This is a genomic window from Amycolatopsis sp. NPDC051128, assembly GCF_040682715.1.
Lineage (GTDB): Bacteria > Actinomycetota > Actinomycetes > Mycobacteriales > Pseudonocardiaceae > Amycolatopsis.
In genome coordinates this window covers 1-13,235 of record NZ_JBFBBN010000025.1, presented here as the reverse complement: position 1 = coordinate 13,235, position 13,235 = coordinate 1, and the positions used below count along the sequence as shown (strand labels likewise).

The following is a 13,235-nucleotide window of genomic DNA, read 5'->3' as shown; positions in this document are numbered from 1 at the left end:
ACGTACACTCTGCGGTGTGGGGCGGGACGTTCGTGAGCTGCGGAGTGCGTGGACCAGCTATCAGCGCCACGCGTTCCACGACCCGTCGCCGGCGCTTGCGCCATGGGTAGCGCGGTACTGGGAGGCTCGCTGGGACTACGCCGAGCCCTACCGGCAGAAGATCGTGCCGTACCCGAACGTGCACCTGTCGTTCGGCGGCGGCCGCGCGAACGTCAACGGCGTGTGCAGCGGCTACCAGCTCAGGGTCCTCGAGGGCCGCGATCACGTCTTCGGCGTCGCGTTCCGGCCGGGCTGCTTCCGCCCGTTCCTCGGTGCCTCCGTCTCGACGATCACCGACCGCGTCGTCCCCGCGGCCGAGGTGTTCGGCCCGGACCTGCCCACGACGCTCGACGTGCCGACCGTGGATGCGTTCCTGCTGAACCACCTGCCGGACGACGATCCCCGGGTGCGCCAGGCGGTGGCCGCGGTCGACCTGGTCGCCAAGGACAAGGCCGTGACCAGGGTTGAACGCCTCGCCGCCGAGCTGGGGCTGAGCATGCGGGCGCTGCAACGGCTGTTCGCGGAGTACGTCGGCATCGGGCCCAAGTGGGTGATCCGCCGCTACCGCCTGCACGAGGTGACCGCACGCATGGCCGCCGGCGGGGTGATCGACTGGGCCGCGCTGGCGGCGGACCTCGGCTACGCCGACCAGGGCCACTTCATCCGCGACTTCAAGAGCATGTTCGGCGAGCCGCCGACCTGGTACGCGCAGCGGTATTAGCCCGCCTCCCCGGATCTGCGTGTGGGTCCATGCGCGCTGCCCGACTCAACCAGCGACCTGACGTGCGGAGGCGGACATCCGGCCTCGCGATGACGTGGTGCCGAAGGGGTCGTGCCCGGGCAGCCGATCCTGCCCGCAAGCCGCAACAGCGCGTTGTTCGAACTGGCGGCCGAAATGTCTGCCGCCGCCGTCAGCGGACTTCTCGGCATCAGCGTCAACCGAGCGACACGATGGTCACAGGATGCGGGCAACACCCGGCCCGGCTACGCTGCAGAAATCGCTAACCGAAAGTCAATACCGCGCTGCGTGAAGTTTCTGATGGTCACGTCCGCACGGCTGATTCTTCCATGGCGCTTGCCAGCGCGCGGCTATTCAGTCTGGGATAGGCGATCAGCGTCACCAAGAAGAGGAAAACTCCGCCCGCCACATACGGGATCTGGACCCCAAACGCATTGGCAAGGACGCCGCTGAGTGCGGCACCAACCGGGCCTCCGATCATTACTACCATCCTGCTCGACGAGAGCACCCTTCCCAAGAGGCGACGGGGCACGATCTGCTGGCGGAGCGTGCTGACTACGACATTCTGCGCAGTCGTCAGCGCACCGGTCGCCATCATCATGAGAGCCGCAACCCATGTATTGGCGACGAGTCCCAGCACCAGAACGGCCACACCTACGCCCGCCTTCCCCGCAAGCAATACCGTGCCGGGGCCGAATCGCTTGCTGACGACCGAGGACGCCAGCCCCCCAGCCGTTGCCCCCACCGCGGTGGCAGTCAACAACAAGCCGAAACCGAAGTCCGGAAGTCCGAGAACTTGCTTGGCGAGCAGGGCCAGCATCGCAAACTGAGCCGAGGCGACAATGTTGCTAAGGCAGGTGATCGCGGCCAGTGCCCGAAGGGTGCGGTTTCCGAGCAGCCACCGGATACCCTCGACGATTTCCTTCCGCGCGCTTTTGCGTGGATCGTCGGACGTCACCTCAGTCGTGGCGCCCGCACGGATCGACCGGATCAACACACCACTGGCCGCGAAGGAGAGTGCGTTACCTGCGAATGGCAGGACATTCCACAAACCGAACAACGTGGAGCCCAGCGGTGGCCCGACGAAGTCCTCGCCGTTGATTTCCGCCGCGGCGATCCGCCCGTTCGCGATCGAGAGGCGCCGTTGATCCCGTGACACGAAATCAGGAACAGCCGACTGAGCCGCCAGATCGAAGAAGACCTGGCCAACACCCAACAGGAAGGCCGCAAGCACCAGCCAGGTCAGGTTTACTCGCGCAGTCAGGATCAGTACCACGAGAGCGACCAGGACCGCGAAACGGGCGACGTCCGCCCACACCATCACCCGCCTGCGATCCAGCCGATCGACCACGACACCGGCGTGCAGCGAAACCAGCACCCAGGGAATCTCGACAGCCACGACAACAAGACTCAACGCCACCGGACTACTGGTGATTTGGAGGACCAGCAGGGGTAACGCGGCCGCATGCATGCCGGTGCCGGTAGCCGACACCAACGTGGCAGCAAAGAGCCGGTGGAAGCGGCCGCCTAATTTCACCTTAGCGTTACCGTATTCCTTTTTACACACCTTCAAGAGTTCCTTCAGTCAGGCGTTAGAAGCTGGTTACTCCTGGCAGCAAGATTAGCAGATCCGCGCTACAGGATCGCATATTCACTCGTCCCACCACTGCTGGAACCCAGCTTCCAACTCTCTCGACGACCAAACAGCAGGCATACGAGAGAACGTGCGGAAGAGATTCAGTTGCGGCTTCCAAGTGACAGGTATCGATATTCGAATCAGATACTGCGGAAGCCTGGCCGCTGCGATCAGCCAGCACCTCACCGACGCCGCCCGCCAGCACCTCGGCGCCGCCGACATCGACCGCGACGAGCTGACCCGTAGACATGACACTCGAGCGCCGACGATGGTGCAGGCAGGTCACCTCGACGCCACCGATCGGCCTGACTGCTCGGCGCAAGTCCGCGGGCACGGCCAAGGCGTCGGCGACAGAGACGAGGTACTCCAGCGCTCAAATATCCCGGGCTGACGCCGGCCAAGTTCAAGGGCCCAGCCGGCTGGTCCCAAACCCGTAACCCGCGTGACCGGGGCCGTAACCGACGTGATCAGAGCCGTAACCCGCGTGACTGGAGCCGTAACTCGCGAGTTACGGCCTCAATCACGCGAGTTACGGGCCCAATCACGCGAGTCACGTCTACCCGAAGCGGTTCCCCCAAGCGGACTACCGGCTTCTCGACCCCGACAGTGGCTATGATCCTGCGCATGGTGTCACCACTTCGGGGACCTCTCGCGTATCGTCAGTGACCAACCGCTTAGTAGGCTCGCGGGCACGAGCCCGCTTTCTCAACGACGAGGAGGTCCCCCGTGACCGATTCCCCTTCCCGTGTCGCCGTGGTCACCGGTGCCGGCCGCGGCATCGGCGCCGCCGTCGCGGCGCGGCTGGCCGCCGACGGGTTCGCCGTCGGCCTGCTGGACCTGGACGAGGCCGGCGTCAAGCAGGGTGCCGAGGCGATCATCGCCCAGGGCGGCAAGGCCGTCGGCGTCACGCTGGACGTCAGTGACGCCGAGCAGGTCGAGGCCGCCGTCACCCGGGTCGCCGACGAGCTCGGCCCGCCGGTCGTGCTGGTCAACAACGCCGGCATCACCCGCGACAACCTCCTCTTCAAGATGACCGAGCAGGACTGGGACTCCGTACTCGGCGTGCACCTCAAGGGCTCGTTCCTGATGACCCGCGCGGTGCAGAAGCACATGACCGAGCAGAAGTGGGGCCGGATCGTCAACCTGTCCAGCACCTCGGCGCTCGGCAACCGCGGCCAGGTCAACTACTCCGCGGCGAAGGCCGGCATGCAGGGCTTCACCAAGACCCTCGCCATCGAGCTGGGCAAGTTCAACGTCACCGCCAACGCGATCGCGCCGGGCTTCATCGCCACCGACATGACGGCCGCGACGGCCGAGCGGATCGGCATGAGCTTCGAGGACTTCAAGGCGGCGGCCGCGGCGCAGATCCCGGTGCAGCGCGTCGGCACGCCGGACGACATCGCCAACCTGACGTCGTTCCTGGTCAGCGAGGGCGCCGGGTTCATCTCGGGCCAGGTCATCTACGTAGCCGGCGGACCGAAGGACTGAGGCCGATGCGCGAGTTCCAGAACCTCGACGAGTTCGCCGCCGCGGTCGGCGAGCACCTCGGGTACAGCGAGTGGCACACGATCACTCAGGAGCGGGTGAACCAGTTCGCCGACGCCACCGACGACCACCAGTGGATCCACGTGGACGAGCCGCGGGCAGCCGCGGGGCCGTTCGGCGGCACCATCGCCCACGGCTTCCTGACGCTGTCGCTGCTGTCGGCGTTCGGGCCGAAGATCTACCGGGTCAACGGCATCAAGATGGGCATCAACTACGGCCTCAACAAGGTGCGCTTCCCGCAGCCGGTGAAGGTCGGCTCGAAGGTGCGCGCCGGGGCCGAGCTGGTCGAGATCACCGACATCCCGGGCGGCAAGCAGGCCGTTTCGCGGTGGACCGTCGAGATCGACGGCGAGGCGAAGCCCGCCTGCGTCGCCGAATGGGTGACGCGGTTCCTGGCGTGACACCCTCCCGAACGCATCTTTCCCTATGAAAGTGACGTCCGAAGGCCCCCTGGACGTATCTTTCATAGGGAAAGTGCGGCTTCACCAAGTCTGTTTTGCGCCATACCGACTAGTCGGTATGCTATCCTCGCGCCCTGCTTGAGGAGGCCGAATGAGCAAGACCGACCCGCCGGGTCTCGACCTGGGCCGCCTGCGCGCCTACCTCGACGCGCGGCTCCCCGGCCTGGTCGCCGGGGAGCTGACCGCGGACGTCGTGGAAGGCGGCCGGTCGAACCTCACCTACGTGGTGGGCGACGGCCGGTCACGCTGGGTGGTGCGCCGCCCGCCGCTGGGTCACGTGCTGCCCACCGCGCACGACATGGGCCGCGAGTTCCGGGTGATCTCGGGCCTGCGCGACACCGCTGTCCCGGTGCCCGAAGCCCTGCTGCTGTGCGAGGACGCCGACGTCGTCGGGGCGCGGTTCTACGTCATGAGCTTCGTCGACGGCACGCCCTACCGGACCGCGGCCGAACTCGCGAACCTCGGGCCGGAGCGCACCCGGGCCATCGCCGACGCACTGGTCGACACCCTCGTCGACCTGCACGCGGTGGACCAGGAAGCCCTTGGGCTGGGTGACTTCGGCCGGCCGGAGGGCTTCCTGGAGCGGCAGCTGCGGCGGTGGAAGAAGCAGCTCGACGCGTCCCGCAGCCGGGACCTGCCCGGCATCGAGGACCTGCACGACCGGCTCGCCGCGGCGGTGCCGGTCTCCGGCGAACCGTCGATCATCCACGGCGACTACCGCCTGGACAACGTGCTGGTCGACGGGAACGACGAGATTTCGGCCGTGCTCGACTGGGAGATGTCGACCCTGGGCGACCCGCTGACCGACCTCGCGCTGCTGGTGGCCTACGCCGAGCGCGACAAGGTGTCGCTGCCGTTCGTGTCGAACGCCAGCTCGGCCCCCGGCTACCCGGGCACCGACGAGGTCGTCGCCCGCTACGCCGAGCGCTCGGGGCGGGACGTCTCCCAGCTCGGCTGGTACGTCAGCTTCGCGTTCTTCAAGCTGGCCGTGATCCTGGAAGGCATCTACTACCGCTACACCAAGGGCCAGACGGTCGGGGCGGGCTTCGAAGGCGTCGGCGCCGGGGTCGCGCCGCTCATCTCGCACGGCAACGAGATTCTCAAAGAGGAGAAGTAATGGACTTCGCGTTCGACGAGAAGACCGAGGAGCTGCGCGGGAAGCTCCTCGAGTTCATGGACTCGCACATCTATCCCGCCGAGCCGGTGTTCGAGCAGCAGCTCGCCGAACGCGACGACCCGTGGGCGATCCCGCCCGTCGTCGAGGAGCTCAAGGCCGAAGCGCGCAAGCGCGGCCTGTGGAACTTCTTCCTCCCCGGCGAGCACGGCGCGGGCCTGACGAACCTGCAGTACGCGCCGCTGGCCGAGATCACCGGCCGCAGCATCCGGCTCGCCCCGACCGCGCTCAACTGCGCCGCCCCGGACACCGGGAACATGGAAGTGCTGGCCATGTTCGGCACCGAGGCGCAGCAGAAGCAGTGGCTGGACCCGCTGCTGAACGGCGAGATCCGCTCCGCGTTCGCGATGACCGAGCCGGACGTCGCCTCCTCCGACGCCCGCAACATCGAGACCGCCATCCGCCGCGACGGCGACGAGTACGTGATCAACGGCCGCAAGTGGTACATCTCCGGGGCGATGAACCCGGCCTGCAAGATCTTCATCGTGATGGGCAAGACCGATCCGGACGCCGCGCCGCACAAGCAGCAGAGCATGATCCTGGTCCCCCGCGACACGCCGGGCCTCACGGTCAAGCGCGGCATGCACGTCTTCGGCTACGACGACAGCGACCACGGCGGCCACGCCGAGGTGCTGTTCGAGGACGTCCGGGTGCCGGTCGAGAACCTCGTCGCCGGTGAAGGCGACGGGTTCGCCATCGCCCAGGCCCGGCTCGGGCCGGGCCGGATCCACCACTGCATGCGCGCCATCGGAATGGCCGAACGCGCGCTGGAGCTGATGTGCCGCCGTGCGATCTCGCGCGAGGCGTTCGGCAAGCCGATCGCCCAGCAGGGCGTGGTGCAGGACTGGATCGCCGAGTCGCGCGTGAAGATCGAGCAGCAGCGGCTGCTCGTGCTCAAGACCGCCTGGCTGATGGACACCGTCGGCAACCAGGGCGCGCACACCGAGATCCAGGCGATCAAGATCTCCACCCCCAGCACCGTGGAGTGGATCCTCGACAAGGCCGTGCAGGTGCACGGCGCGGGCGGCGTCAGCCAGGACTTCCCGCTGGCCGCGATGTGGGCGGGGAACCGCACGCTGCGCTTGGCCGACGGGCCGGACGAGGTGCACAAGCGGTCGCTGGCCCGCCGCGAACTGAAGAAGTACCTCTCGGAGGGCGCGAAGTGACTGTCACCGCCGAAGACCTGACCCGCCAGGCGACCGAATTCCTGGCCACGCACGACCCGAAGACGACTGAGCGGATGGACTTCCTGCGGGCCCGGTTCGACGCCGGGCTCGCCTGGGTCCACTTCCCCGCCGGCCTCGGCGGGCAGAACGCGCCGCGCGCGCTGCAGTCCGTTGTGGACGCCGTGTTCACCGACGCGGGCGCGCCGGACAACAACCCGCGCCGGATCGGCATCGGCCTCGGCATGGCCGCGCCGACCATCCTCGCCTTCGGCACGCCGGAGCAGCGCGAGCGCTTCCTGCGTCCACTGTGGACCGGCGAGGAGGTCTGGTGCCAGCTGTTCAGCGAACCGGGCGCCGGCTCCGACCTCGCCGCGCTGGGCACCCGCGCCGTCCGCGACGGCGACGACTGGATCGTCACCGGCCAGAAGGTGTGGACGTCCGGGGCGCACGAGTCGCAGTGGGCGATCCTGGTCACCCGCACCGACCCGGACGTGCCGAAGCACCAGGGCATGACGTACTTCCTGTGCGACATGACCGCGCCCGGCGTCGAGGTCCGGCCGCTGCGCCAGATCACCGGCGAGGCCGAGTTCAACGAGGTGTTCCTCACCGACGTCCGGATCCCGGACGCCCACCGGCTCGGCGCGGTCGGCGAGGGCTGGAAGGTCGCGCAGACCACGCTGATGAACGAGCGCGTCGCGATCGGCGGGTACGTCCAGCCGCGCGAGGGCGGGCTGATCGGCATCGTCGCGAAGACCTGGCGCGAGCGGCCCGAGCTGCGCACGCCGGAGCTGCGCGACCGGCTGGTGCGGCACTGGGTCGAGGCGGAGACCCTGCGGCTGGCCGGCACCCGGCTGCGCCAGCAGCTGACGGCCGGCGCGCCCGGCCCGGAGGGCTCGGCGATGAAGGTCGCCTTCTCGGAGCTGAACCAGGCGCTGACCGGGCTGGAGGTCGAGCTGCTCGGCGATGAGGGCCTGGCGTACGACGACTGGTCGTTCCGGCGCCCGGCGATCGTCGACTTCACCGGCCGCGAAGCCGGCTACCGCTACCTGCGCGCCAAGGGGAACTCCATCGAGGGTGGCACCTCGGAGGTCCTGCGCAACATCATCGCCGAGCGCGTGCTGGGGCTGCCCTCGGAACCCCGCGTCGACAAGGACGTCGCCTGGAAGGACCTCCCCCGATGAGTCAAACACCGCCCGATCTGTTGTATTCCGACATTGAAACCGACCTGCGGGCTTCGGTCCGGAACCTGCTCACCGCGAAGGCCGACGCTGCCTCGTTGCTGGCGCGCATCGAGACCCCCGAGGGCTACGACCTGAAGCTGTGGCGCACGCTGGCCGACGAGGTCGGGGTGGCCGGACTGGCGGTGCCGGAGGAGCTGGGCGGGCACGGCGCGTCGGCCCGCGAGGTCGCCGTGGTGGCCGAGGAGCTGGGCCGCAGCGTGGCGCCGGTGCCGTTCCTGGGCAGCGTCGTCCTGGCGACGACGGCGCTGCTGCACACGCCGGACCGCGACTTCGTCGGCCGGCTCGCCGCGGGTTCGGCGATCGGCGCGCTGGCCGTGCCGCTGTCGACGGCGCCGGGCGCGGGCTTCCCGTCGTCGGTGACGGCATCGGCTTCCGGGACCTTGAGCGGCCGGGTGGGCACGGTCGCCGACGCGTCGGTGGCGGACCTGCTCGTCGTCCCCGCGGCCGGCCCGGACGGGCCAGCGCTGTACGTCGTCGAGGCCGCGGCCGCGACGGTGACCGAACTGGTCTCGTTCGACCTGACGCGGCGCGTGTCCGACGTGGTGCTGGCGAACGCGCCCGCGACTTTGGTGGCGTCCGGCGCGCAGGCGGCTTCCGCGCTGGAGGAGGCGCTGCTGTTCGGGGCCGGCATCCTGGCTTCGGAGCAGACCGGGGTCGCCGAGTGGGCGCTCACCGAGACGGTGCGGTACCTGAAGGGCCGGTACCAGTTCGGCCGCCCGGTCGGCGGGTTCCAGTCGCTCAAGCACCGGCTGGCGAACCTCTACACGGACCTGGTGCTCGCCCGGGCGGCCGCGCGCTACGCGGCCGACTCCCTGGCGACGGGCACCGACGTGCCGATCGCGGTGGCGGTCGCGCAGGCCCGCAACGCGCCGATCGCGGTCCACGCGACGGAGGAGGCCATCCAGCTGCACGGCGGCATCGGGATGACGTGGGAGCACCCGGCGCACCTGTACCTCAAGCGCGCCAAGGCCGACGAGCTCGCCCTCGGCACCCCGGGCCGCCACCGGGCCCGGCTGGCGGACCTGGTGAACCTGCCGGTTTGAGCCGCACGATCGCGCGTGGCACCGCCGAAACACGGCGTGTTTCGGTTGTGTCACGCGCGATCCGCTGCGACCTGGTGATCCCTTGACGACCCGGTTGTCCGGGTGCTGAGGTGAACACGCCTGGGGGTGGCTACCGGTTGCCCCCGCGTTTCGAGGGGACCCACCGATGTTGCGCACCCATGTGCGGCGCTCGACGCTGCCCGGACGAAGAAGACGGGTGGTCACGCTGCTGACCACCACGCTGCTGCTCACCGGGACGGCGGCCGTGCTGCCGTCCGTCGCCTCGGCCGCCGAACCGCCACCCCTGCCCGTGAAGACGCTGTCGCGGTCGTCGTGGGCGTTCACCGACGCCGCCGATCCCTTGCACGTCAAGGTGAACCCGCCCGGTGACGCGCCGGTCGGCGCGCGAGTGGACGCCAAGGGGCCGCACGTGTCCCGCTCGTACTACACGCTCGACCTGACGTCGCTGCGCGGCAAGCACGTCGTCACCGCCGCCCTGACCATCCCGGAGAAGCGCGCCACCGACTGCGCGCACCGCGCGGTCGAACTCTGGTCAACCGCCCCGCTCACCGGGAAGTCGTCGTGGGCGAACCCGCCCAAGGAGCAGACCCGGCTGGCGACGGCCGGGGCGCTTACCGCCGGCTGCCCGGCCGACCTCACGGACCTCGACCTCACCGCCGCCGTCACGAAAGCCGTGCAGGGTGGGGAAAAGACGCTCACCCTCGAGCTTCGGGTGCCCGCGGCGCACGAGCTGGACCCCCGCTACGGCCGCTGGTTCGCCGATGACGTCAGCCTGAAGGTCTCCTACAACACGCCGCCGAGCGTGCCGGCGAACCTGCGTACGGCCTACCCCGACGCGCCGTGCGCGACGACCGCGCCCGGAGTGTTCACCCGGGCCTACGACATCCCGATCACCGGCCACTACGCCGACGTCACCGATCCGGATCCCGGCCAGGAGCTGACCGCGCACTGGGAGATGTGGTCGGTCGACGACCCGTCGGTGCGCCGCGACCTCGACTGGGCGGTGACGGACGGGCACGCGTACGCCCAGTTCGACAACCCCTGGCTGCCGGCGGACCACACCTACGCGTGGCGGCTGCGGGTCACCGACGGCGTCGACACCTCGGACTGGTCCCCGACCTGCTACCTCACCCCGGACAGCATCAAGCCGGAGGTTCCCGACGTCACCTCCGACGTCTACCTGACCGACAACCAGTGGGAGCCGCGCGGCGGCATCGGCGTGCCCGGGCAGTTCACGTTCACGGCACACGGGTCCACCGACGTCGCGCGCTACGAGTACCGGATCTACGACCTCGACAGCCAGGACCCGATCGAGTGGACGTCGGTGCCGGCCGAATCGCTCGGCGGACCCGCGACGATCACCTTCACGCCACGGGACAGCGGCCTGTTCGAAGTCGTGGTCCGCAGCGTCGACCGCGCGAACAACTACTCCTGGGACCAGGGCCGCGTCTTCACCGTCAAGGACATCCGGCCGTACGTCTGGTCGACGCTCTACCCGCCCTACTACCCCAACCGCGACGGCAACGTCGGCGTGCCCGGGGTGTTCGACCTCAGTCCGGGCCTGCCGGACACGGTGAGCTACACCTACCACCTGGAGAACGCGCCGGAGCAGACCGTGGCGGCCGACGCCGACGGCAACGCCCACGTGACACTGGCGCCGACGCACGGCGGCGAGAACGTGCTGTACGTGCGCAACACCGGCGCTGACGGGACGGTTTCGCTCGACCGCGAGTACAAGTTCCAGGTCGACACCGCGCCGGACATCACCGTGGACGGCGGCGTCCAGATCGGTTCGGCGACCACGTTCCAGCTGACGCCCCGGCTGGCCGGCACCACTTCGTACACCTACTGGTTCACCGACTACCAGGACGCGCCGATCGGCGACCCGGTCACCGTGCCCGCCCGGGCCGACGGCACGGGCTCGTTCACCTGGACGCCGCCGAAGCCCGGCTCGGTGAGCCTGCGGGTCCGCAGCACCGACGCGGCCGGAGTCCGGTCCGAAGTGCGCTACCTGAGCCTGCTGGTCGACGGCGCGGCACCGTACGTCACGCGCACCGGCGGCGCGGACGCGCCCGGGCAGCCGGGCACGTTCACCTTCCGGTCGTCGATGAAGGACACCGCAGAGTTCGTCTACTGGCCGTCCACCGACCCCGCGCACAAGCTGACCGTGCCGGCCCGGCCGGATGGCACGGCCGAGGTCACCTGGACACCCACCGAGGCCGGGAACGTCTGGTTCACCGCGCAGGCGCGCAACACGGCAGGAGTGCTCTCGGCCGAGGGTTCGACGTTCTTCACCGTGTACGACAGCCCGGTCGTCACGTCGGCCGACTTCGTCCGGTGGCCGGCCGGGCCGATGCGGCCCGGCACGTTCCAGCTGAGCTCGCGGATGGCGGGCACGGTGGCGTTCGAGTTCGCGGTGGACAGCTACACCACGACGGACGTCCCGGCGGGTCCCGACGGCAAGGCGACCGCGGCGTACACGCCGACGACGTCCGGATACCACACCGTCTACGTGCGGGCCCGGGCCGCGGACGGCCGGACGTCCGAATGGGGGTACTACTCGTTCACCGTGACCGACAAGCCGCTGGTGTCGTCGGCGGGTTACCCCGCCGACGAGACCTCCGTCGGGCCGGGGGTGCCCGGGACCTTCACCTTCACCCCGAACGCGCCCGGGATGACCGAGTACGTCTACCAGGTGCACAAGAGCTGGCCGGACAGCACCGACGAGCCGGAACGCGCCGTCCCGGCCGGGACGGACGGGACGGCGGCGATCGACTGGACCCCGGAGAGCTACGGCAGCTACTACTTCACCGTCCAGGGCCGGCGGGCCGACGGCGGGCTCACCGAGACGGCGTACTACTCGTTCTCCGTCCGGGACGCGTCGGCGGCGGGCGACTGAGCACACACGGGCGGGGCTTTCCGGAACCGGTGAGCCCCGCCCGGTTCATGAAGAAACTTCAGCTTTCTTTCATATTTTCGCTCACTTGAGCGAAAATCCTGTGAGCCAGGACACCGCCGTGGCAAAAGGGTGGCAAAAATGCCCTTCTTCCCATGGTTTTTCCCGACGGCTCCGCTCTAGCCTGGCGCCATGGAAATCGCCGTCGCGCCGACGGACGCGGGTTCGCCCGGCAGGCTCGAGGAATTGACCATCGCCGTCGGCGGCCACCGCCACAGCGCGCTCGCCGCCGGGCCCGCGTCGGGCGAGTTCGTCCTGTTCCTGCACGGCTGGCCGGAGTTCGCCGAAGCCTGGACCGAGCAGCTCCATGCCCTCGGCGAGGCCGGCTACCGCGCGGTGGCCGTCGACCAGCGCGGCTACGCCCCGAGAGCACGCCCGGACGGCGTCGAGCACTATTCGCTCGACGCCCTGGTCGGCGACGCGCTGGCCTTCGCCGACAGCCAGGGCGCCGAGCGGTTCCACCTGGTCGCCCGCGACTGGGGCGGCATGGTGGCCTGGGCGCTCGCGACCGCGCACCCGGACCGGCTGCGGTCGCTGACCGTGCTCTCCACGCCGCACCCGGCGGCCCTGCAGGCCGCGGTCGCGACCGACGACGGGCAACTCCACGACCTCGGCTACATCCGCTTCTTCCGCCGCGGCGGCGGCAAAGCCGAGAAATATCTTTTACACGACGAAGCCGCGCAATTACGCGCTGTCTACAACCGCCGGATTCCGGCCGAGTTCGTCGAACGCACGATCGCGCGCCTTTCCGAACCGGGCGCGCTCACCGCGACGCTGAATTGGTACCGCGGCGCCACGAACGACCTTTTCGAGATCCCCGCCGGCCGGATCGCCGTGCCGACGCTCTACCTCTGGGGCAGCGAGGACCCGTACCTCGGCCAGAACGCCGCCGAACTGACCGTCCACCACATCGACGCCGAGTACCGGTTCCAGATCATCGAGGGCGCGAGCCAGTGGATGGCGATGGAAGCCCCGGACGAGGTCATCGCCCTGCTGCTCGACCACCTCCGGCGGCACTAGGGCGTGTTTCCCGGATCCGTGTTCGCGATAGCCGGGCCCAGGCGGCCCCTGGCGGCACCGCGGGATCGCCCGAGTACAACCCGGGTACGAGGGCCCCAATGAGGTTTTCTCAGTAGCGTCCGTGGTGTTCGTGGTGGGTGAGGACGAGTGCTGCTTGGACGATCGGGCCGATGCGGTGGGGGCAGAGGCTGATG

The 13,235-nt window shown here is 69.3% G+C and carries 11 protein-coding genes; 10 read left to right on the top strand and 1 reads right to left on the bottom strand.

All coding sequences use genetic code 11. The features are described from left to right. Positions 1-16: 16 nt before the first annotated feature. Positions 17-760 (top strand): helix-turn-helix domain-containing protein, encoded by a 744-nt coding sequence (locus tag AB0M82_RS24255; RefSeq protein WP_364725831.1) that lies wholly within the window; start codon positions 17-19, stop codon positions 758-760. Positions 761-1,082: 322 nt separating this feature from the next. On the opposite strand, the gene AB0M82_RS24250 is transcribed toward AB0M82_RS24255, so the two are convergent. Next, the gene (locus AB0M82_RS24250) at positions 1,083-2,345 is read right to left on the bottom strand and encodes an MFS transporter (RefSeq protein WP_364725828.1); all 1,263 of its coding nucleotides are present in this window, start codon (positions 2,343-2,345) and stop codon (positions 1,083-1,085) included. Between the two features lie 157 nt (positions 2,346-2,502). Between AB0M82_RS24250 and AB0M82_RS24245 the strand changes: the two genes are divergently transcribed. The 9 genes from AB0M82_RS24245 (at position 2,503) to AB0M82_RS24205 (ending at position 13,041) form a co-directional block, all read left to right on the top strand. Further along, positions 2,503-2,805: a hypothetical protein gene (locus AB0M82_RS24245; protein WP_364725825.1), complete on the top strand. Its 303-nt coding sequence runs from the start codon at positions 2,503-2,505 to the stop codon at positions 2,803-2,805. A gap of 335 nt (positions 2,806-3,140) precedes the next feature. Beyond that, complete coding sequence (gene fabG / locus AB0M82_RS24240; protein ID WP_364725823.1) at positions 3,141-3,902, top strand: 3-oxoacyl-ACP reductase FabG; 762 nt, start codon at positions 3,141-3,143, stop codon at positions 3,900-3,902. 5 nt (positions 3,903-3,907) lie between these two features. Next, on the top strand, positions 3,908-4,360 hold the full coding sequence (locus AB0M82_RS24235) for a MaoC family dehydratase (protein ID WP_364725820.1): 453 nt from the start codon (positions 3,908-3,910) through the stop codon (positions 4,358-4,360). Positions 4,361-4,511: 151 nt separating this feature from the next. Next, a complete protein-coding gene (locus tag AB0M82_RS24230; protein ID WP_364725817.1) occupies positions 4,512-5,537 on the top strand; it encodes a phosphotransferase family protein in 1,026 nt (341 codons plus the stop codon). After that, positions 5,537-6,760, top strand: coding sequence for an acyl-CoA dehydrogenase family protein (locus tag AB0M82_RS24225; RefSeq protein ID WP_364725814.1), 1,224 nt, complete (start codon positions 5,537-5,539; stop codon positions 6,758-6,760). Before AB0M82_RS24230 ends, AB0M82_RS24225 begins: the two co-directional genes overlap by 1 nt. Further along, complete coding sequence (locus AB0M82_RS24220) at positions 6,757-7,941, top strand: acyl-CoA dehydrogenase family protein (RefSeq protein WP_364725811.1); 1,185 nt, start codon at positions 6,757-6,759, stop codon at positions 7,939-7,941. The genes AB0M82_RS24225 and AB0M82_RS24220 overlap by 4 nt, the downstream gene beginning before the upstream one ends. Beyond that, on the top strand, positions 7,938-9,044 hold the full coding sequence (locus AB0M82_RS24215; RefSeq protein WP_364725808.1) for an acyl-CoA dehydrogenase family protein: 1,107 nt from the start codon (positions 7,938-7,940) through the stop codon (positions 9,042-9,044). Before AB0M82_RS24220 ends, AB0M82_RS24215 begins: the two co-directional genes overlap by 4 nt. 166 nt (positions 9,045-9,210) lie before the next feature. Further along, complete coding sequence (locus AB0M82_RS24210; RefSeq protein ID WP_364725805.1) at positions 9,211-11,964, top strand: hypothetical protein; 2,754 nt, start codon at positions 9,211-9,213, stop codon at positions 11,962-11,964. 189 nt (positions 11,965-12,153) lie between these two features. Then, complete coding sequence (locus tag AB0M82_RS24205; protein ID WP_364725802.1) at positions 12,154-13,041, top strand: alpha/beta hydrolase; 888 nt, start codon at positions 12,154-12,156, stop codon at positions 13,039-13,041. The last annotated feature ends 194 nt before the right edge of the window (positions 13,042-13,235 follow it).

What these genes read in the sequence shown, in the direction of transcription:
- AB0M82_RS24235 (WP_364725820.1), top strand. Translation starts at nt 3,908, where the DNA reads ATGCGCGAGTTCCAGAACCTCGACGAGTTCGCCGCCGCGGTCGGCGAG.
- AB0M82_RS24230 (WP_364725817.1), top strand. Translation starts at nt 4,512, where the DNA reads ATGAGCAAGACCGACCCGCCGGGTCTCGACCTGGGCCGCCTGCGCGCC.
- AB0M82_RS24225 (WP_364725814.1), top strand. Translation starts at nt 5,537, where the DNA reads ATGGACTTCGCGTTCGACGAGAAGACCGAGGAGCTGCGCGGGAAGCTC.
- AB0M82_RS24215 (WP_364725808.1), top strand. Translation starts at nt 7,938, where the DNA reads ATGAGTCAAACACCGCCCGATCTGTTGTATTCCGACATTGAAACCGAC.
- AB0M82_RS24210 (WP_364725805.1), top strand. Translation starts at nt 9,211, where the DNA reads ATGTTGCGCACCCATGTGCGGCGCTCGACGCTGCCCGGACGAAGAAGA.
- AB0M82_RS24205 (WP_364725802.1), top strand. Translation starts at nt 12,154, where the DNA reads ATGGAAATCGCCGTCGCGCCGACGGACGCGGGTTCGCCCGGCAGGCTC.